At 62.0% G+C, this 20305-nt stretch carries 19 protein-coding genes and 1 pseudogene; 9 read left to right on the forward strand and 11 right to left on the reverse strand.

The features are described 5' to 3' along the window. Positions 1 to 12: 12 nt before the first annotated feature. The 6 genes and pseudogenes from istB to AC07X9_RS19650 all read right to left on the reverse strand — a co-directional run bounded on the left by istB (position 13) and on the right by AC07X9_RS19650 (position 3880). Entirely contained in the window at positions 13 to 819 is an 807-nt protein-coding gene (istB, locus tag AC07X9_RS19625; protein WP_069338825.1) for an IS21-like element helper ATPase IstB, read from the reverse strand. After that, a complete protein-coding gene (gene istA, locus AC07X9_RS19630) occupies positions 809 to 2332 on the reverse strand; it encodes an IS21 family transposase (RefSeq protein ID WP_086485527.1) in 1524 nt (507 codons plus the stop codon). The genes istB and istA overlap by 11 nt, the downstream gene beginning before the upstream one ends. A gap of 98 nt (positions 2333 to 2430) precedes the next feature. Continuing rightward, positions 2431 to 2604, reverse strand: a pseudogene (locus AC07X9_RS19635) (copper resistance system multicopper oxidase); the annotation flags it as partial. A gap of 6 nt (positions 2605 to 2610) precedes the next feature. Beyond that, positions 2611 to 3186 (reverse strand): RNA polymerase sigma factor, encoded by a 576-nt coding sequence (locus tag AC07X9_RS19640; RefSeq protein WP_017181900.1) that lies wholly within the window; start codon positions 3184 to 3186, stop codon positions 2611 to 2613. Then, positions 3183 to 3623, reverse strand: coding sequence for a periplasmic heavy metal sensor (locus AC07X9_RS19645; RefSeq protein ID WP_017181901.1), 441 nt, complete (start codon positions 3621 to 3623; stop codon positions 3183 to 3185). Before AC07X9_RS19645 ends, AC07X9_RS19640 begins: the two co-directional genes overlap by 4 nt. Continuing rightward, positions 3620 to 3880 carry a hypothetical protein gene (locus tag AC07X9_RS19650; protein WP_017181902.1) on the reverse strand — a complete coding sequence of 87 codons (261 nt, stop codon included), beginning with the start codon at positions 3878 to 3880 and terminating at the stop codon, positions 3620 to 3622. Before AC07X9_RS19650 ends, AC07X9_RS19645 begins: the two co-directional genes overlap by 4 nt. Before the next feature lie 144 nt (positions 3881 to 4024). Here AC07X9_RS19650 and copC point away from each other — a divergent pair, with 144 nt between their 5' ends. Both copC and copD read left to right on the forward strand, forming a co-directional pair. After that, positions 4025 to 4405: a copper homeostasis periplasmic binding protein CopC gene (gene copC / locus AC07X9_RS19655; protein WP_017181903.1), complete on the forward strand. Its 381-nt coding sequence runs from the start codon at positions 4025 to 4027 to the stop codon at positions 4403 to 4405. 30 nt (positions 4406 to 4435) lie between these two features. Continuing rightward, a complete protein-coding gene (copD, locus tag AC07X9_RS19660; RefSeq protein ID WP_017181904.1) occupies positions 4436 to 5272 on the forward strand; it encodes a copper homeostasis membrane protein CopD in 837 nt (278 codons plus the stop codon). Positions 5273 to 5276: 4 nt separating this feature from the next. Here copD and AC07X9_RS19665 read toward each other — a convergent pair whose 3' ends face one another. The 3 genes from AC07X9_RS19665 to AC07X9_RS19675 all read right to left on the reverse strand — a co-directional run bounded on the left by AC07X9_RS19665 (position 5277) and on the right by AC07X9_RS19675 (position 9306). Beyond that, complete coding sequence (locus AC07X9_RS19665; RefSeq protein ID WP_017181905.1) at positions 5277 to 5984, reverse strand: cupin domain-containing protein; 708 nt, start codon at positions 5982 to 5984, stop codon at positions 5277 to 5279. 110 nt (positions 5985 to 6094) lie between these two features. Continuing rightward, positions 6095 to 8608, reverse strand: a complete 2514-nt coding sequence (locus AC07X9_RS19670) for an ABC transporter permease (protein WP_017181906.1) — start codon at positions 8606 to 8608, stop codon at positions 6095 to 6097. Beyond that, positions 8605 to 9306 carry an ABC transporter ATP-binding protein gene (locus tag AC07X9_RS19675; RefSeq protein WP_017181907.1) on the reverse strand — a complete coding sequence of 234 codons (702 nt, stop codon included), beginning with the start codon at positions 9304 to 9306 and terminating at the stop codon, positions 8605 to 8607. The genes AC07X9_RS19670 and AC07X9_RS19675 overlap by 4 nt, the downstream gene beginning before the upstream one ends. On the opposite strand from AC07X9_RS19675, the gene AC07X9_RS19680 reads away from it, so the two are divergent. From AC07X9_RS19680 to AC07X9_RS19695, 4 genes are all read left to right on the forward strand, one after another. Further along, positions 9305 to 10018 (forward strand): arylesterase, encoded by a 714-nt coding sequence (locus AC07X9_RS19680; protein ID WP_017181908.1) that lies wholly within the window; start codon positions 9305 to 9307, stop codon positions 10016 to 10018. The genes AC07X9_RS19675 and AC07X9_RS19680 overlap by 2 nt on opposite strands. A 581-nt stretch (positions 10019 to 10599) precedes the next feature. Continuing rightward, positions 10600 to 11790 (forward strand): AAA family ATPase, encoded by a 1191-nt coding sequence (locus AC07X9_RS19685; RefSeq protein ID WP_019053290.1) that lies wholly within the window; start codon positions 10600 to 10602, stop codon positions 11788 to 11790. Further along, positions 11787 to 12806, forward strand: a complete 1020-nt coding sequence (locus AC07X9_RS19690; RefSeq protein ID WP_017181910.1) for a ParB/RepB/Spo0J family partition protein — start codon at positions 11787 to 11789, stop codon at positions 12804 to 12806. Before AC07X9_RS19685 ends, AC07X9_RS19690 begins: the two co-directional genes overlap by 4 nt. Positions 12807 to 12886: 80 nt before the next feature. After that, complete coding sequence (locus tag AC07X9_RS19695) at positions 12887 to 14167, forward strand: replication initiator protein A (protein WP_017181911.1); 1281 nt, start codon at positions 12887 to 12889, stop codon at positions 14165 to 14167. Between the two features lie 533 nt (positions 14168 to 14700). On the opposite strand, the gene AC07X9_RS19700 is transcribed toward AC07X9_RS19695, so the two are convergent. After that, entirely contained in the window at positions 14701 to 15699 is a 999-nt protein-coding gene (locus AC07X9_RS19700; protein ID WP_241763592.1) for a hypothetical protein, read from the reverse strand. Positions 15700 to 15968: 269 nt separating this feature from the next. Between AC07X9_RS19700 and AC07X9_RS19705 the strand changes: the two genes are divergently transcribed. Both AC07X9_RS19705 and AC07X9_RS19710 read left to right on the forward strand, forming a co-directional pair. Continuing rightward, positions 15969 to 17417 carry an NAD-dependent succinate-semialdehyde dehydrogenase gene (locus AC07X9_RS19705; RefSeq protein ID WP_017181913.1) on the forward strand — a complete coding sequence of 483 codons (1449 nt, stop codon included), beginning with the start codon at positions 15969 to 15971 and terminating at the stop codon, positions 17415 to 17417. A gap of 24 nt (positions 17418 to 17441) precedes the next feature. After that, positions 17442 to 18113, forward strand: coding sequence for an SDR family NAD(P)-dependent oxidoreductase (locus AC07X9_RS19710; protein WP_017181914.1), 672 nt, complete (start codon positions 17442 to 17444; stop codon positions 18111 to 18113). Positions 18114 to 18175: 62 nt separating this feature from the next. Here the strand turns inward: AC07X9_RS19710 and AC07X9_RS19715 are convergent, their stop codons facing one another. Further along, positions 18176 to 19078, reverse strand: coding sequence for a dienelactone hydrolase family protein (locus AC07X9_RS19715; RefSeq protein WP_017181915.1), 903 nt, complete (start codon positions 19076 to 19078; stop codon positions 18176 to 18178). Between the two features lie 140 nt (positions 19079 to 19218). On the opposite strand from AC07X9_RS19715, the gene AC07X9_RS19720 reads away from it, so the two are divergent. Further along, positions 19219 to 20232 (forward strand): aldo/keto reductase, encoded by a 1014-nt coding sequence (locus AC07X9_RS19720; protein WP_017181916.1) that lies wholly within the window; start codon positions 19219 to 19221, stop codon positions 20230 to 20232. Positions 20233 to 20305 lie beyond the last annotated feature (73 nt).

Here is a 20305-nt window from a genome sequence, read left to right on the forward strand (position 1 = left end):
CCCGTCTGCGGATTATGTTTCGGGTGTCATGGGTGGGTCAACCCGTGGTTTTCTCCTTTGGGTTCTGGCCTGCTTGGCAGAGCTGTTTTTGAAGCGGAAGCTATCGTTGCCGGTCTCCAGGATGTGGCAGTGATGGGTAAGCCGATCGAGAAGCGCCGTGGTCATTTTGGCGTCGCCGAACACGGTGGCCCATTCGCTGAAGCTCAGGTTTGTGGTGATGATGACGCTGGTGCGCTCGTAGAGTTTGCTCAGCAGATGGAAGAGCAGCGCGCCACCTGAAGCACTGAACGGCAGATATCCAAGCTCATCCAGGATAACGAGATCGGAGTGCAGGAGGCGATTGGCGATCTGACCGGCCTTGCCCTGTGCTTTTTCCTGCTCGAGCGCATTGACCAGTTCGACCGTCGAGAAGAAGCGGACGCGCTTTCGATGATGTTCGATGGCCTGGATGCCCAGCGCGGTTGCCACATGGCTCTTGCCGGTGCCAGGACCGCCGACCAGCACGATATTGTCGGCGATGTCGATGAAGTCGCAGCGATGCAACTGACGCACCAGAGCTTCATTGACCTCGCTACTGGTAAAGTCGAAGCCGGCCAGATCGCGATAGACAGGGAAGCGCGCGATCTTGAGCTGATAGGCCACAGACCGAACCTCCCGTTCTGCTGTCTCGGCTTTGAGCAACTGGGAGAGGATCGGGATGGCGGCTTCGAAGGCTGGAGATCCCTGTTCCATGAGATCGGTGACGGCCTGCGCCATGCCATGCATCTTGAGGCTGCGGAGCATGACAACGATGGCGCCGCTGGCAGGGTCATGACGCATGACGCTTCTCCTTGCGCAGATCATCATAGCGTTCGACATTGGCCATCGGCTCGCTGACCAGCTTGAGCGCCTGGGGCGCCGTCACCGGCGGCGTGGAGATCGGTTTTCCGTCGACCAGCCTATAGAGCAGATTGAGGATATGGGTCTTGGTCGGAACGCCAGCCTCCAGCGCCATGGTGACCGCCGTCAGCACCAGTTGCTCATCATGATGAAGAACCAGCGCCAGTATTTCGACCATTTCCCTGTCGCCGCCAGGATTGCGCAACAGATGTCGCTGCAGACGCTGGAACGCATCGGGTAGCTCAAGGAAGGGCGCTCCGTTGCGCAGGGCGCCGGGTTTGCGCTGCACGACCGCCAGATAATGACGCCAGTCATAAACCGTATGACCTGGACCGTCGTGAGAGCGGTTGATGATGCGCTGATGCGCGCAGATTGGCTGCCCCTCGGCGACGACCTGGAAGCGATCAGGATAGACGCGCAGGCTGACAGTGCGATTGGCGAAAGAGGCCGGTACGCTGTAGCGATTGCGCTCAAAGTGGATGAGGCACGTCGGCGATACCCGTTTGCGATATTCCACAAAACCATCGAAGGGCCTGCCCGCAACCATCAGACACTCAGATTCATCGGCCCAGGCATTGGCAACCGACCCGGGTTCGATCCCGTGAGAGATGTCCTCCCATAACGCCTTGCAGCGCTCCTCCAGCCACAGGTTCAGCGCATCAAGGCTCTCGGCCTGCGGCGTGGGTTGCCACAGACGGTGCCGCGCATCCTGGACATTCTTCTCGACCTGCCCCTTTTCCCATCCCGCAGCCGGGTTACAGAACTCGGCTTCGAACAGATAGTGGCTGACCATCGTCAGGAAGCGTGCGTTGACGGTGCGTTCCTTACCACGCCCGACCTTGTCGACCGCCGTGCGCATATTGTCATAGATACCCCGGCGCGGCACGCCGCCCAGCACGCGGAAGGCGTGATTATGGGCGTCGAACAGCATCTCATGGGTTTGCAGAAGGTAGGCGCGCACGATGAATGCCCGGCTGTAACTGAGCTTGAAATGCGCGACCTGCAGCTTGGTCCGAACCCCGGCAATGATTGCCCAGTCCTCGCTCCAATCAAACTGGAAAGCTTCCCCCGGCGCGAACGACAGGGGCACGAATGTCCCACGCCCGCCAATCTGTTGCTGGCGCCGATAATCTTCGCGCCAGTCCCGAGCAAAAGCGGCAACCCGGTTGTAGGATCCTTCATAACCCAGGCTCACCAGATCGGCGTGAAACTGCTTGATCGTGCGCTTCTGCTTGCGCGATCGGCCCATCTCGCGCCGCAGCCAGGCCGCCAGATGCTCAGCAAATGGATCCAGTTTGCTTGGTCGATCAGGCACCTTGAATCGCGGATCGATCGTCTCGGACCGCAAATATTTGCGGATCGTGTTGCGTGATAGTCCGGTGCGCCGCGCTATCTCTCGGATCGGTAGATGATCGCGAAAATGCCAGCGCCGGATAACGCTCAATAACGCCATGTCCAACACTCCATATACCCTCGCTTGCCAAAGCCAGGGACGAGTTCAACATGGGTCAATTCTCAGTGGAAATTTACGCCCTACCCGGGTCACTTCTCAGTGGAAATCAACATGTTGGCGACGGTTAGCGCGATACTGTCACCCGACAGGACGCCGGGCGCCGGATGCAGCCCGTGGGTGCCGCTTTGCGCCCAGGCTGGAAAGGCGTTGCTGAGGCTGAGGGCAGCCGCGCCCTTTAACAAGGCGCGGCGGTCGAGGGTCAGATGGGTCATGCCCCTTCATACGCGGGGGGCAGCGTCATCCCTCAAACTTTCCGACAATTTTGCACGCGCACGGTAAAGGCGGGTTTCGACCGCTTTTTCGCTGAGACCCAGCGTGGCGGCGGTGTCAGCCTGGCTCATCGCCTCTATCGTGCGCAGCAGCAGCACATCCTTGAGCGGAGCGGGCAGCGCGGCGATGGCGGCGTTGATACGGGCGAGCTCACGCTGCGATTGCAGCGCGGCTTCAGGATCGGGCGCAACATCGGCGATGTCCCCTGCTTCGTCGATGGGGCGGGCAAAAGCGAAGAAGCGCCGCACGGCACGGCGGCGGCCCCAGTCGCGACATTTGTTGAGCGTGATCCGCGCGATCCAGGCGCGGAAAGGACGCGCGCCGTCATAGCGGGCCAGCGCGGCAAAGGCGGCGATGAACACCTCCTGCGTGATGTCGAGCGCTTCGTCATTATCGCCCACATGGCCGCGCGCCAGTCGCCACACGGCATCCCGATGTCGGCGCATCAGCGCGGCATAGGCGTCCTGATGCCCGGCCAGCGCATGCGCCGCCAGCGTCCTGTCATCGGGTTCGCCGGGCGTCACCGGCGGTCGGGCTGGGTCAGTGCCTTGACGACCGCGCTGTCAAATTGCGCTGCCTGATCGGGACGCAGCACAGCGCGCATGGCGAAAATATGTTGCAGCGTTTCCTTTTGCAGGGCGCCCATGACATGATGGGTACGATCCACCGCCTGCGCGACCTGCGGCCCATAGCCATGTTCCGCGGCAATTGCCTGCGCCAGCCGCGCATTGTCGGCGCGCATTTCCGCTTCCAGGGCTTCACGCCGGATGGCGAAGGCAGCTTCGAGCGTGTGGATGCGTTGTTCCTGCGCCGCATCGAGCGTCAGCTTTTCATGCAGCAGCGCATGGATTTCGCTTTCGACGCGGGGCTGCGGCGCGATCCACATGCGCGCAAACAGCACCGCCGCCAGCGCCGCGGCGAAGGCGACGAGCGCGACGAGCAGATAGCGCCGGGTCGTCATTGGCCCAGCAGGCGCGATGGCGCGTAATCGGACATGCCGATCGGCGCGGGCGCCGCCTGCGCTGGGGCCGACGGCACGATACTGCCCGCCCAGCCGATGCCGACCGCCAGCAACCCGGCGAGCATCAGGCTGCGCCGCGCCACGCCCTGTTCGCGGCGGCGGGTAAGCCCCTGCATCACCGCACCGTCCATCTGCTCCAGCCGGTTATCGACCGGCATGGCCCGTATTTGCGCCAGCATCTGATCGAGATCACTCATCTCTACATACTCCATCCTCACCACGGCATACGCGCATCAGGCGCCGATCCCTCATTGGGTGAGGACAAAAATCATGCACCTGTGATGAGGGATCGGGCAAGTCCATGCGTAATGTTGCGTAATACCCATCATGGAGAAGTGAGCATGTCCCGTTTCCTGTCCGCCGCCCTTGCCCTGTCGATCGCGATCCTACCGGGCGCGGCGTTCGCCCATTCCAAGCTGCTGTCGTCCAGTCCCGCTGCAAATGCGACGGTCGCCAAGCCGACCAAGCTGACGCTGACCTTTTCCGAGACGTTCCTGGGCCCGCTTTCCGGCGTCGATCTGGTGATGACCGGAATGCCGGGCATGAGCGACCATCCGCCGATGCCGATCAAGGGATTCAAGACGACGGTTGCGCCTGACGGCAAGACGATGGTCGTCACCCTGCCCCGCGCGCTGCCCGCCGGCAGCTATGACCTGAAATGGCATATTGTCGGCGCCGACCAACATAAGATGGAAGGCGGCTACAGCTTCAAGGTCAAATAAGCCGTGATGGCCGGGGGGATAGAGGCACCCATGCTGCTCCTGGCGCGCTTTGGCCTGATGGCCGACCTTGCCCTGCTCATGGGCCTGCCGCTCTTCTGGTGGGCCATGGGCATGGCGGGGCAGCGCGTGCTGCTGGCAGGGCTGGCATTGGGGGGCATGCTATTGTCTGCGCTCTGGCTGCTGGCGAGCGCGGCCAGCATGGCGGGCACCCCGATGCTGCCGCCCGACTGGGCGACGGCGAAGATAGTGCTGACGATGACCCCGATCGGCCCGGTGCTGGCGGTGCGGGGCGGCGCCCTTCTTGCCGCGCTGGGCCTGGCTATGGCGGGGCGGGATCGCTGGGTACTGGTCCCGGCGGCCATCGCCGCTGCAACCATGGCCTGGACCGGCCATACCGGCGCGAGCGAGCATGGCGCAGGCGCGATCCACCGAATGGCCGATGTCGCGCATATCTGGGCGGCGTCGGGCTGGATCGGTGCGCTCGCCGCACTGCTATATGCCGTGACGAGGCGGCGTCCCCCGGGCGACCGGATCGCCGGGATGCTGGCGAAATTTTCGCTGCTGGGCACCATATTCGTCGCCACGTTGATCGTGACCGGCGCGGTCAACGCCGCCATGATCGTGGGCGTGGCTGACATGGGCATGCTGACGGGCAGCCGCTATGGCTGGCTGCTGGGCGCAAAGCTGGTCCTGTTCTGCGGGATGCTGGCGCTGGCGGGGATTAATCGCTGGCGGCTGACACCGGCGCTGGAACGGGGCGAACATGCAATTGCCGCGCTACGTCTCTCACTCTGTGTGGAGACGAGCGCGGCAATCGGCATTTTGGCGCTGGTGGCCTGGCTGGGGACGCTCGATCCCCTGGCCTGAGCCATCAGGCCGGACGGTAGATCGCATATATTTTCTTGACGTGCACCTGGCTGTCCCAGCTGCACGAAGCGCCCTGTTCGACCAGGAAAATGTCGCCCTTGCCAAATGTCGCGGTTGCATCTGCCCCATCGACAAAGGTGACGCTGCCTTCCAGCAGATACATCAATTCATAATGGCGATAGAACATGGCGCGGCGGTGATAGGGGGTGGAATCCCAGGTGCCGCAGACAAATTCGCCATCGGCTGAGCGATAGTCGGTAAAGTTGCGGCAGGACGGGGTCGGCCCGACAAGCAATTCAGCCAGCGGCGCACCGGACGGTTCGAGCGTCGCATTGGTGTCGATCGGGATGATCGCACCGTCGGCGGCAGACCCGCCAGTGCGGCGCACGAACAGCAGGCGCGCATCGGCGGCGACAGTCCAGCCAAAGGTTGCGCCTTCACACAGGACGATGCTGTCGCCTTCGTTGAGCGTGCGATCATCGATCTGCACGCTGCCCGATTCAACGATCACGAATTCATCGGCGGGCATTGCCGCGACCGTGCCACTCCCTTGCGGCAGGGCGATCAGCCCTATCGAAACGGGGCCTTCAGGCTGGGGCAGTTCGGCGCGGGCAGACAGGAAGGTCTCGCCCTCCCCTGGCTGGGCCGTTACCCCCGCCGCCCAGGCGCGCAGGTCGACAAAGGAGCGGGTTGCGGTCTGGCTGGTCGTCATTTTGGCTTCCCTCAAGAAATTTGCGGCAAGCTAGCGTGATGCTGACGGCAGGTTGCACCAAGCGCGCATCAGCGACGCGCAAATGGTGCCGTTTGCATCTGCCGGGACGTTCAAAGCTGCCGCAGCGCGCTGGCCGGACGCACCGACAGCAGCGGGATCGACCCGGCCAGGCCGATGCCCAGCGTCAGCAGCGCGCCACCGCCCAGCGTCGCCAGAACCACCAGCCAGTCGGGCGACCAGCTGAATTCGAAGATCCGGACGATCACGAACCAGGCGGCAATCGACCCCAGCGCCAGCGCGACCAGCGCGAGCATGATGGCGAGCAGGCCATATTCGAGCGCCTGTCCGCCCAGCAGCTGCGCGCGGGTCGCGCCCAGCGTCTTCAATATCACGCTATCATAGCTGCGCGCCTGTCGCGACGCGGCGATGGCGCCGACCAGCACGGCTATGCCCGCCAGAATCGCGACCGACGCTGCTGAAACGATCGCCGCGGACATCTGCGTCATGATCTCGCCCACCTGCGCAATGATCTGTCCCACGGCGATCACCGATATACCGGGAAAGGCCGCCAGCAGGTCGCGCGTGACGGCGCCATCCTTGCGCGTGTCCATGGTGATGGTCGCAGCCAGGCTGTGCGGTGCGGCGGAGACGATGCCGGGGGAAAAGACGAGGATATAGTTGAGGCCCATCGTGTCCCAGTTGATCTTGCGCAGCGAGGCGATGCGGGCGGTAATTTCGCGCCCCAGCACGCTGACCGTCAGCGTATCGCCAAGGCCAACACCCAATATCCTGGCCGCTTCAGCGTCAAAGGAAACGAGCGGCGGCCCGTCATAGTCGCGCGGCCACCATTGGCCCGCGACCAGTTCGCTGCCCGCCGGCAGGGCCGCGCTATAGGTCACGCCACGTTCGCCGCGCAGGAACCAGGCACCTTCGGGCAGCTCCTTCAGGTCAGTGACGCGCTGATCGCCATAGGCGACAATCGTGCCGCGGAGCGCGGGGACGATGTTGAACTGAGCGTCGGGGGCTTGTTTGCGCACGATGGATCGAAAACGGTCCGCCTGATCCGAGGGGATGTCGAGCACGAACTGGGCCGGGGCTGTTTTGGGCACGACATTGCGGATTTCGCTGTCAAGGCTGGTCTGGATACCAGCTAGCGTCACAAACAGGGTGAGCGCGAGGCCAAGCGCGACGATCAGCGCGGCAGTCTGCGCGCCGGGGCGGTGAAGATTGGCCAGCGCCAGCCGGAGCAACGGCCGACGCGGCCGCGGCGCACGCTGGGCGATCTGGCGCACGCCCCAGCCGATACCAAGCAAATGCAGCAGGACCGCCGCCGTCGCGCCAAGGACCGCCGCGGAAAAGAGCGGCTCGCGCGCCGTGCCGAGCGCCAGCCCAACAAGCAGCAGGCCTGCCGCCGCCATGGCAAGGATAGTGCGCCGATCAATGCCGTGGCGCGGATCTACGACGCCGCGAAAGATCAATGCGGCAGGCTGGGTCCGCGCGCGCGCCAGCGGCGGCAGGGTGAAGAGGAAGGCGATCAGCAAGCCATAGGCGGCACTGGTGACGAGCGGCAGAGGATGAAGCCGAAAGCCAGGACTGACCGGCAGCACATCGCCGGCCAGTACGACGATGACGGAAGGCAGAAGAGCGCCCACGACAAGCCCGCAGCCGATACCGATCAGTGCGACGCAGCCGATCTGCAGCAGGTAGATGCGCGCAATATCGCGCGACGTTGCGCCCAGCACCTTGAACGTCGCGATGCCGGGCCGTTTGAGGGCGAGATAGGAGGCAACGCCGTTGCTGACGCCGATGCCCGCGATCACGAGTGCGGCAAGGCCGATCAGCGAGAGAAATTGGCCCATGCGGATGATGAAGCGGCTGGCACCGGGCGCCGCCCGATCGCGGTCCTTGAACTCCCAGCCAGCCGAGGGATATTGCTGTTCGAGGCGCTCCCGCACGGCCTGCGCATCCACGCCGGCAGGCAGGCGCAGACGATATTTGCTTTCATAAAGACTGCCCGGCTGGATCAGCCCGGTACGGCGCAATCCATCAAGCAAGACGATCGCGACCGGGCCAAGCGTGAAGCCTTCGCCCAGCCGGTCGGGCTCATCGGCAATGATCGCGGCGATGGTGAAAGTGGCTGTGCCATAGACCAGCCGGTCGCCCGGACCGACATTCAGCCGATCGGCAAGGGCGGGGCCGATCAATATGCGGTCGGGCGCAAGCGGCGCGCGATAATCGCCCTGCCGCAACGCCAGCGTGCCGTAGAGCGGATAGGCATTATCGACGCCCTTGAGTTCGGTCAGAACGGCGAGCGCGTCTGGCCGGTCGCCCCGCGCCATGGCGCGCAAGCGGATCGTTTCGCTCATTGTGCCCAAACCACGAAAGACAGCTTTGTCGCCATCGCCTGCTTCGCGCTGTGTCATGGCGATTTCCACGTCGCCGCCAAGCAATCCCTGCCCGCGCAGGCTCAATTCCTGCGTGATCGCGGAGGTCAGGCTGCCGATTGCGGCCAGCGTGGCGACGCCCAGGAACAGGCAAAGAAAGAGCAGCCGCAATCCCCGGAAACGGCCCACAAGATCACGCCGGGCGATGCGCCAGCTTGTCGCCCAATCCAGCGCGTTCATGCGGTGCGATCCGAGACGATCTGGCCATCGCGCATTTCGACGATCCGGCCGCATCGTTCAGCCAGTGAAGGATCGTGCGTGATGATAACAAGGGTTGCACCAGCCGCGCGCTGCCGATCGAACAGCAAGTCCATGATGGTGATGCCTGTCGTCGCGTCAAGATTGCCGGTCGGTTCGTCGGCGAACAGGATGGTCGGCCGTGGCGCGACGGCGCGGGCGATGGCGACGCGCTGCTGTTCACCACCCGACAATTGGGCGGGATAATGGTCGAGGCGGTGGCCAAGGCCAACTGCCCGCAATTCATCCGCGGCCCGGGCGAAGGCATCGACATCGCCCGCCAGTTCCAGCGGCACGGCGACATTTTCAAGAGCGGTCATGGTCGGGAGCAGGTGGAAACTTTGCAGGACGATGCCGATGCGACCGCGCCGGGCGCGGGCCAGCGCATCTTCATCCAGTGCGCCGAAATCGACCCCGCCGATATGCACATCCCCGCCGCTGGCCCGCTCCAGCCCGCACAGCACGGCCATCAGCGAACTTTTGCCCGATCCCGATGCGCCCAGGATCGCGATGCTTTCGCCACGCAGCATAACAAGGTCGACCCCCTTCAAAATCTCGACCGGCGCATCGCGGGTGCCAAGCGAGAGGGTGACATTATGCGCGCGGATCGCGATAGTGGCCGGATCGATGGGCATGTGCATGAAGAAGGAGCGCTCCTTGGCGGGCAGATATTGGCAATATGGGGCGCTGGCGCTCATTATCCAACTGGGCTCGGCATGTTCAGACAAGGCCCCTCCCCCACCCCCTGCCGCCAATAGCGCGCAGGCAACGCCATCAACTGCGCCAACCGCCGATGCCAAGCTGATCGTCGCATTTGGTGACAGTCTTTATGCCGGTTATAATCTGGACCAGGGCAAGGGGCTTGCCCCGGTGCTGGAGCGGGCCCTGGCCGCGCGCGGCGTCAACGCGCAGGTCGTCAATGCCGGTGTATCCGGCGATACAAGCGCAGCGGGACTGGCGCGGCTGGCCTTCACGCTGGACGGCCTCGCGCGCAAGCCCGACCTGATGCTGGTCGGACTGGGCGGCAATGACATGCTGCGCGGCTTGAGCCCGAAAACCACGCGCGACAATCTCGACGCGATCCTGGCTGAACTGAAGAAGCGGGATATTCCCGTGCTGCTGACAGGCATGTTAGCCTCACCCAATATGGGGCCAGATTATGCCGCTTCATTCAATCCTATCTTCCCGGCACTGGCGAAGAAATATGGTACAACGTTCTACCCCTTCATGCTGGACGGGGTCATCGGCAATCGCGCGCTGCAACTGCCCGACGGCATTCATCCCAATGACAAGGGCGTTGGGGTCATCGTGGGCAGGCTGGAACCAATGGTCGAGGATGCGTTGCGTGGCTGACGGTATCCATGCCGGATTGGTCGGCTATGCCCCCACCGGACGGATATGCCTGTGCCATTGCTGCGCGCCGTTTCGGCTTTGGCGTTGACGAGCATCAGCACCGGCCATGCCGATGACGTCGCAGCGCCCGATCGATACCGATAATCCGACGTGTTATCAGTGACAATCCAACGTGATTTCAGAATCGTGGCATCGTGTTTTCAAACCGGATCGGACGTGCGATCGAATTTGGCTAAGCCTATCCAACTGACGGAAATTAAAGCGAAAATCATCAGAACTCTGGACCGTAACCCTGCTAATCCCAGAATAAATCTCTAAGCGGATGGTTTGGCACGGCAGAAGAGGATGGCTCCAGGTTCGCTACCCAACGCAACTCTCAGCACAGGATTGAAGTTCGCGGGCTATCAGGCAGCACCAAGCCCATCCGGCATCTAGCAGGATCATGGTTATGGTTTGACGTTGATGCAGCGCAGCAAGTTGGGATCACCGGCACCCTGCTCCATCGGTTTGACTTTCAGGGTAAAATAGGAGCATTAAACACAAACTATTTTACGGCCCATGATTCGGCCATGCGAGGCACCATGTCGTTTACAGTCAACACACTGCGTAACGTCACCACAGCTTGCCAACAGATGCGCGATCATATCAAGACGATCGTGTTCAGGCCGGAAAATCATAAGACGCTCGACATCACTTTTGGCCCCACGGTTGCAGCCGAGCTGATCGGTCGCACGCCCGAAGCGCTGGCCAAGGCCGAAGCGAAAGGCCGCCTGCCCCAGCCCAAGCAACTGCCCAATGGCCGCCGCTATTACACGCTGGAGGATCTCACCCAGATTCGCGCCGCACTTGGCATACAGGTCGGCAAGCAGCCGGACGAAGATGCAGTCGTGCTGGCGGTGCAGAATTTCAAGGGCGGCGTTGGCAAGAGCACCATCACCAAGCATCTCGCCGACTATCTCGCCCTGCATGGCTACAGCGTGCTGGTGATCGACTGCGATCCGCAGGCTTCAACGACGACGATGTTCGACATCCAGCCCGAAACGCTGATCGACGACGAACAGACACTTGGCGCCTTCCTCTCGCCGCGCAGCACCTTCAGTGATTTTTCGCAGACGATCCGCGACACGCCCTGGCCGACGATCAAGATCGTGCCATCCAGCCTTGGCCTGCAGGACGCCGAATGGGATCTGACCTCTACCTTGCGCGAAGGCGGGCAGGCGGTGCGTGAAGGGCTGCAGGCGCTGCGCATCGGCATTGCCAGTGTGACCAAGGATTTCGACGTGATCCTGCTCGATCCGCCGCCAGCCATGGGCTTCCTTGGCCTCAACGTCATGGCCGCGGCTACGGGCATGTTGATCCCCGTGCCGGCGCGGCAGCTCGATTATCTTTCGACCATCCATTTCATGGAGACGATCGCAGATAATATCGAGATACTCGAAGAAAATGGCACGCCAGTGGATTATGGCTTCATTCGCGTGGTCTGTTCCGCCTTCTCGCCAAGCAAGCCGGGCGAAAATGATATGTGGCGGATCATGCAGGCGACCTATGCAGGCCTGCTGCTGGGCCAGCCGATCCTCGCGTCCGAGGAGATCAAGAACGCCACCCAGGCATTCCGCTCAATTTATGAATCCAAGCCGTCCGCCTCGCACCAGACATATACGCGGTGCCGCGACAATCTGGACGCCGTCTTTGCCGAGGTCGAGCAGCAGATCCGTCAGCAATGGCCGTCGACAAGCCTGACCGCCAACGCCAGTGTGGGTGTCGCGGCATGAGCCGCCGTTCCCTGATCAGCGAAGCTCTTGCCGCCTCGCTTAACGATCCCGCACCTGCGCCGGTCGTCGCGAGCGATGCGGGCGCTCCGGCTCAGCGGTCGAACTTCACCAACAAGCGGCTCGAAGCCTTTGGCGAGGCGGCGCGGATCGTCAAGCGACCGACGATCCGGTTGAAGCCTTCTGAATGTTCGATCTGGCCGGGCAACGCGCGTGACTATTCGCTGCTCGACGAACATCGACTGCGCAGCCTGATCGATTCCATCCTGGCCGAGGGGGGCAATCGCATCCCTGCCGTGGTGCGACGCACGCCGCAGGGTGACCATCCCTATGAACTGGTCACGGGAACACGGCGGCACTGGGCCATCGCCTGGCTCAACGCCAATCATTATCCCGACATCGAACTGATCGCGATCATCGAGGATCTGGACGATGAGGCGGCCTTTCGTCTGGCCGACATTGAAAATCGCGAGCGGGAGGATATTTCCGATCTCGAACGCGGTGCCAACTATAAGGCGGCGGTTGATCGCTTTTATGGTGGCGTCCAACTGCGCATGGCGGAACGGCTCAAAATCTCCAAGTCGCAATTGTCCCGCTATATTGCCCTTACCGAAATTCCGCCCTTGCTGGTCAGCGCCTTTCATTCGCCGATGGACCTGCAGGCCAAATATGCCGAGAAGCTTCTGCCCCTGCTGCGTGATCCCACCACACGCAGCAAGCTGGAGGCAGCCGCCGACCAGATCGCATCGGAGCAAAGCTTTCGTCGGTCGGGTGACGAACAGCCGATCGCCGGATCCGAAGTGCTGGCCCGGCTGCTCAAGTCGGTAACGACCAAGGGCCGGGTGCAAAAAGCCGCGATAGCGAGTGCCGACGGGGCGACGGTGGGACAGGTGGAGAAGGACCAGCAGAAGCTTTTGACGCTGACGCTCATGCCATCGGACCTGTCCACCGATGCGATATTGGAAGCGCTGCGGCCAGTGATTGATCAGGCGAAGATTATGCGCGCGCGTCGGCGCTGAGCAAGTGAGATTAGAAAGCTGAAATATCAGCTTTTATCGTTATATTTCAGAGTGTTATATTGGTTTTCCCTCTGGGGGGAATGCAGGGCGAGGCAGATAGGGTGGAGATTGAGGGCGAACTAAAGACGGCGCTTAAGGAGCGCAAGGTCCAGTTCGAAATGTTCTTCACCCTGCCCGATTTCAGTGATATTTCGTTGCGTGATTATCAGGAAACGATGCAACGGCCCTTCTTCAGCCTGTCGAAGCGCAAACGCATAAAGCCGATAGAGTATACCAGTCCCGATAAGTCGGTCAGCGTCCATGTCTCCCCCAACCCTGCCTATGGCATGGCGACGATCTGGGACGCAGACATCATGATCTATCTCGCGTCCCACCTCAACGAGTTGCGCGAACGTGGGGCTAACGATCTGTCTCCCGTTATCCGGCTGCAGCCAGGCGATCTGCTCAAGCGCATTTGCTGGGGGACCAGCGGCCGCGCCTATGAGCGGTTGGTCAGTGCGCTCGACAGGCTTCAGGCGACAACGATCAAGACAAATATTCGGGCCAGTGCCAAGAGCCGCGAGACGACTTTCTCCTGGATCGACAGCTATACCCATTTGGTGGACGAGCGCACCCAGCGGTCGCTCGGTATGGAGATCACCCTCTCCAAATGGTTCTTCGATGGCGTGATGGACAAGCGCAACGTGCTATCGATTTCGCCGCTCTATTTTGAGATCACGAGCGGCCTTGGCAAATGGCTGTATCGGGCCTCACGCAAGCATGCCGGGGGGAATGGCGCGGAAGGCTTTACGATCGGCTTTGAGACGCTCCATCAGAAGAGTGGCAGCGAAAGTCTATACCCTGTATTCAAGCGCAAGTTGCTGGATCTGGCACGGGTGAATGATCTGCCCGATATCAGCCTGGAGGTCATCGATGGCGATGGCCCGCGGCCCAAAATGAAGATGGTGATGCGGCGCCACTTGAGCAGACGGGCTGGAAATCGGGGGCGCAACGCCCTCCCCTCCCCTCCTCCCGCAGTCGAAAATGACGAGGATATGGTCGATCCCCGTCTGGCGCTGGGCATGATTTCTAGTCTGTCCAAGGGGATGCGGGTCAGCGGAGAAGATACGCCGCGACGTGTGATCGGATCATCCGCGCCCCGCCGAACCATGGCGACCGGTCGCGCTATAGCCAGTCGAATGATCGATGCTGAAATCTACAGCGCCATCCGCGCCGATTTCCCTGGCTGGGACTATGATGAATTGCTGGGCCGCTTTGATGCCTTTCTCGGTGCCAACCCCTCGGAACTCCCGCGCAATTACTCGAAGCGCTTCTACGGCTTCGTTAAGGAACATCATCGGCGCAATAAATATCGTCTGTGATGGCAGGCAGGCTGTCACCGCAATGACGGCCTCGACGTGTTTTCAGAATCACGCATTGAGGACGTAACTGAGCTGCGTTGACAGCTCCCATGCTGATCGATGGCATTCATCGGTGCCGACGATGTTCCATAAAGCCCTGTAGATACAGGCTTTGGCACGCGTGATCGCGACGGAGAACCATCGTCAGATGCAATTTTGGTCTGTCGGCACGAGTGATTCTGAAAACACGTTGAGCAGACGGGTTTGTTGATATGGCCGCTCGCGTTGCCAACATGACAAGCATATCACCCAGTCGAATAGGCCGGAGATACGAGTCATGCGCCCTGCTCTCTTGGTGCATCATCACCAGCGCGTTAATCCCTACGTGTTTTCAGAATCATCCTTGGACACGCGTCGTTGCGACCAGTGACGCAGGAAAATGCCGCGCGATAATGCGAACAAAAGACGAAAGTCGCGATATGGCCCTTTAGAGACCCGTAGAGCGCTTCTGTCGCACCGACATAGATTGGGTCATCGGGCAGCTCAAATCGCTCTTAGAGAGGCTCTGGCGAGGCCGTATTTTCTGGCTCGTCGGACCAAAAATCGTCAATGAGCCAATCCTGAAGAGGGCGACGCGCGGCAATTGGCGTCATGTTGATCGGCAGGGCGTAGCTGCGGTAGCTCGCCTGACCTGATTGTTCAATCAGCAAGCCTTCGGATTCCGCAATCGCCAGCAACTTGATTGCGCCAGCAGATGTCAGACCCAAGGCCTTGGCGACAGAGCCGCTCGATATGCGCGGGTGGGTCATGGCCAGCCGCAGGACATCCTTCAGGCGTCCCGGCCGCCGCCTCCGCTCGATGTGCTGGGCCGCCCGCCAGGCATAGGCGCGCAGGCGTGTTTCCAGGTCAAGATGGGCGTGCGCGCCAGTAGCGATCGCCTCAAGCCAGATCAGGTCCAGGCGCTCGCCCGATGCTTGCCGCCATGCCACACTGCTGTTGTCCAGTCCCAGCGCGATCAATCCTCCGGCAGACCCTATCCACCGCCCAGGCCCCCAGCGGTCGCCGACGAGTAGGCTGGCGACCAGATCGCCGTGTCCGATCGGCGCGTGGCGTTGCCAAAGGTGGAATAGTTGCGCGCTTTGAAGCAGGGGAGGGGAGGGGGGCAGCGCGGCTGCCGCCTGCTGCCATTGGGCAATGGCTGGCAATATGTCCTCTGGACTCCGCCCGGACCGTAGGGCTGGAGCTGCATTCATCCCGTCCGCCGCCACTATGCCGAGCCAGCGCATCACGCCTAAACCGTCATTGAGCAACATGTCGAGCGTAATCGGCGCGCCGATCGCCTGCCGCCAATGGCTAAGGTCAAACGCCGAGGGAAGAACTGCGCCGCGCCCGTCGATTGTGAAGGCCTGATCATCGATCGGGCTATTGTCGATCCGGGCAAGCGCTTGCCGCTCAGCGATAAGTGTGCGAATTCTCCAGGGGCGACGAACCGGGCTAAGCCTGCGGCGTTCCTCCAGCCGTTCCAGCGCGCCTTGTGCGTCAGCGTAGGCCAAAATGAGCCGGGATTCATGGTCCAAGGAGGGAAAGGTGGGCTGCATCGTACGTATTTGCTCAATATATGAGTATGATAAAAATCATTGAATAACAGCAATATGATGGTTTATATTAAACGATATACGCCATATAGCAAGTATGCTCCTACATCTCCTCGCTGCGCTCATCGGCGCATCGCGGGAGCGATCCTTGATGGCCTGCGTTGACGCGATGATGGGCCCTGGCCAAATCATTCAATCCTATTGGCATTCGCCAGAAAGCTGACAGCATGACCATCACTCTTGCCGATCCGTCCCTATTGCGTGACCAATGCCTGATCGGCGGCATGTGGACCGGGGTGCCGACCATCCCTGTGACTGACCCGGCGACCGGTGCGGCTATCGGCTCCATCCCCGATCTGGACGCAAGCGACACCCGAGCCGCCGTCTGCGCAGCGGATGCAGCGCTGCCGGCATGGCGCGCAAAGACGGCAGCGGAACGCGCCCGCATTCTGCGCCGCTGGTTCGACCTGCTGACGGCACATCAGGATGATCTGGCGATGATCCTGACCCGTGAACAGGGCAAGGCGCTGGCGGAGGCCAAGGGCGAGATTGGGTACGCCGCCAGTTTCGTCGAATGGTTTGCGGAGGAGGGGCGGCGTATCTATGGCGAGATCATCCCGACGCATCGGGCCGACAGTCGCATTGTCGTTATCAAGCAACCCGTCGGCGTCGTCGCTGCGATTACGCCATGGAATTTCCCGGCGGCCATGATCACCCGCAAGGCCGCCCCGGCATTGTCGGCAGGCTGTACCATGGTTCTGAAGCCAGCGACGCAGACTCCGCTGACCGCGCTGGCGCTTGCCGTTCTGGCCGAACGGGCAGGGGTGCCACCTGGTGTTTTCAATGTTGTTACGGGATCGTCACGAGTTATTGGTGGTGAACTGACCGCCAATCCGCTGGTGCGTAAATTGAGCTTTACCGGATCGACCGAGGTTGGCCGGACTCTGATGGGACAATGTGCGCCGACGATGAAGAAATTGTCGATGGAGCTGGGCGGCAACGCCCCATTCATCGTCTTTCGCGACGCGGATTTGGACGCCGCGGTCGAAGGGGCAATGGCGTCCAAATATCGCAATAGCGGGCAGACTTGCGTGTGCGTCAACCGCTTCTTCGTGCAGCGCGATGTGTCCGCAGCCTTCGAACGGAAGCTGGCGGATGCCGTTGCCAAGCTCAAGGTTGGACCAGGCACCGAGGCGGGCGTTACGCAGGGTCCGCTGATCGACGACAAGGCGGTCGACAAGGTGGAGGAGCATGTCGCCGATGCTCTGGCCAAGGGCGCCCGGCTGGTACATGGCGGGCATCGTCATCCGCTGGGCCACAGTTTCTACGAACCCACCATCATTGCCGGTTGTACGCCAGCCATGGCGCTGGCCAGCGAGGAGACATTCGGACCGCTGGCCGCGCTTTTCACCTTCGATACCGAAGAGGAGGCGATAGCGATGGCCAATGACACCGACGTCGGCCTGGCGGGCTATTTCTACACGCGCGATCTGGCGCGCGCCTGGCGGGTAGGGGAAGCGCTGGAGGTCGGTATGGTCGGCATCAATACAGGTCTGATCTCGACCGAAGTCGCGCCATTTGGCGGTATCAAGCAATCAGGCATGGGCCGCGAAGGATCGCGTCATGGTATCGAGGATTATGTCGAGATCAAATATATGTGCATGGCAGGCATCTAGGCAAAATCAGGGCGGGACCAAGCGATGACAGGCATAGTGGCGGTTACGGGCGCAGCGGGCGCGCTGGGCAGCAAGACAGTCGAGATATTGGCTGCGGGCGGTTGGACGGTTGTCGGCATCGACCTAGGCAAGGTGGCGTCGGATGGCGTTGCGCTCGCTTTGGGTGGCGTCGATCTGACCGATGAAGCGGCGGTCGGCGTCGCTGCCGCTCGGATAGAAAAGGAGCTTGGGCGGCTTGACGGCCTGGTCAATATCGCAGGCGGTTTCAGTTGGGAAACCGTGGCAGACGGCAGCGTCGCGACATGGGACCGGCTCTATGCCATGAATGTCCGCACCGCACTGATCGCAAGTCGCGCGCTTTTGCCATTGCTGCGCGCCAGCCACGGGGCGATCGTCAATATCGGCGCAGCCGCTTCGGTGAAAGCCGGGGTTGGCATGGGCGCCTATGCCGCCTCCAAGTCCGGCGTTGCGCGCCTGACCGAAGCATTGGCCGAGGAATTGAAGGAAGAGGGCGTGCGGGTAAACGCCATATTGCCCAGTATCATCGACACGCCCACGAACCGCGCCGATATGCCAGACGCTGATGTCGCAAAATGGGTATCCCCGGCACAGCTTGCAGGCGTGGTGGCCTTCCTGTTGTCCAGTGACGCCATGCCGATCACTGGCGCGCTGATCCCGGTGACGGGGCGGGTCTAACGCCGCGTCCCGACCGAAAGGATGGTCGAAACGATCAAGGTACTGATCGCCCCTGCCTCCGTTCAGCTAATCGTCTGCCGGAGCAGCGCCAAAGTCCGCGCCCAGGCAAGATCGGCCGCCGCCTTGTCGAAACGCGGGGTCGTATCATTGTTGAACCCATGCTCCGCGCCCTCGTAGATATAGGCTTTGTAGTGCGTTCCGGCCTGCTTCAACGCCGCTTGATATTCGGGCCATGCTGCGTTGGTCCGCGCGTCATTGCCGGCATAATGGATGAGTAGTTGCGCTTTGATCTTCGGCACCTCGGCCAGTGCGGACGGGCTGCCATAGAAGGGCACGGCCGCGCGCAGGTCAGGCAGGCGTGTTGCCAGCAGATTGGCGATCCAACCGCCAAAGCAGAAGCCGACTGCCGCGATCTTGCCGTTGCTGCCCGCCATGGTGCGCGCGTGGGTTGCCGCGGCGACAAAATCCTCGCCAATCTTGGTCCGGTCCAGCGTGGCAAAGGCAGCGCGCGCCTTGTCCTCGTCGCCCGGATAGCCGCCGATCGTTGTCAGGGCGTCCGGCGCAACCGCCATATAGCCATCGACCGCCAGCCGCCGGGCAATATCCTCAATATGCGGGTTAAGGCCGCGATTTTCATGCGCAACGATGACGACGGGCAGCTTTGCGGTGGTCTTTGCCGCTGGCCGCGCAACATAGGCGCGCACCGTCCCGTTGCCAGCGGGTGAAGCGATATCCACATGGCTGATGATGATCCGCTTGTCGTCGGGTTTGATCACCTGTCCGCGTGCGAAATCGGGGCTGAGCGCCGCCAGCATCGTCGTGGCCGCCGCCGCGCTGCCGACATGCACGGCGCATTGGGTCACAAAGCCGCGCCGGTCGATCGCGCCATGCACATAAGCGTCAAACAAATCGAGCACCGCGCGGGGGTAGGCGGTGGCGCCCTTCCTGTCAGCGTCCTGCGTCATGTCACTGTCCTTCCATTCAGCCCGATACCACGAGTTTATCGCCGTCTTTTGCGGTCAAGCCAAGAAAAACCCATAGCCTCGGGCCGCTAAGCCTCGCTATGGGAAGCCAACCCCCAAGAGACACAGGACATTGCCCCGATATGAGCGCCCCGCTGTCGCCCCGCACCATTGGTCCATTCACGGTCAAGGCCATCGGCCTTGGCTGCATGAATTTGAGCCATGCCTACCTGCCCCGGCCCGAACCTGCCCAGGCGGAACGGCTGTTGGGCCACGCGCTCGACATCGGCGTCGACTTTTTCGACACCGCGGCGCTGTACGGCTTTGGCGCGAATGAGGAACTGTTGGGCCGTACCCTGATGCACCGGCGCGACGACTTTGTCCTCGCCAGCAAATGCGTGCTGGGCGGGAAGGATGGCAAGCGCGGTATTGACGGATCGCCCCAGGCAATCACCGCCACGCTGGAAGATTCGCTCCGGCGGTTGAATGTCGATCATATCGATCTCTATTATCTCCACCGGCTCGATCCCAATGTTCCGATCGAGGAGTCGGTCGGTGCGCTGGCGCGCGCTGTCGAGGCTGGCAAAATCGGTGCCATCGGCCTGTCGGAAATGTCCGCCACGACGCTGCGCCGCGCTCATGCGGTTCACCCCATAGCGGCGATGCAGACCGAATATTCGCCCTGGAGCCGCAACGCTGAAGTGGCTGTGCTGGACGCCTGCGGCGAACTGGGCGTCGGCTTTGTCGCCTTTTCGCCTGTCGCGCGCGGTGTGTTGGCTGGCGGGGTGGGGCCAGAGGGGGTGCAGGAGGGCGATGTCCGCGCCTCCATGCCGCGCTTCCACCCGCCGCACCTGCCCCATAATCTTCAGCTTGCTGCCGCCTTCGGCCGGATCGCCGCAGATGCCGGCTGCACCATGGCGCAACTCTCGCTTGGCTGGGTGCTGTCGCGCCGCCCTTATGTCGTGGCAATCCCCGGCACCACCAGCACCGCCCATCTGGACGAGGATATGGCGACGCTGTCGATCGACCTGCCTGCCGAGACGCTCGCGGCGGTCGATGCGCTGTTCACCTTCGAGGCTGTATCCGGCCCGCGCTATCCCCGCGCGGCGCAGGCGCAGATAGATACCGAAACCTGGGACGGCGAACCGCTTGAATAACGGTCTGAGCCGCCATGGCCCGGCCCGCCTGCCCGACAGTCAGGCTGTGTCAAAAGGGGGAGGGGGCTTCGAA

Source organism: Sphingobium sp. GW456-12-10-14-TSB1 (genome assembly GCF_059424385.1).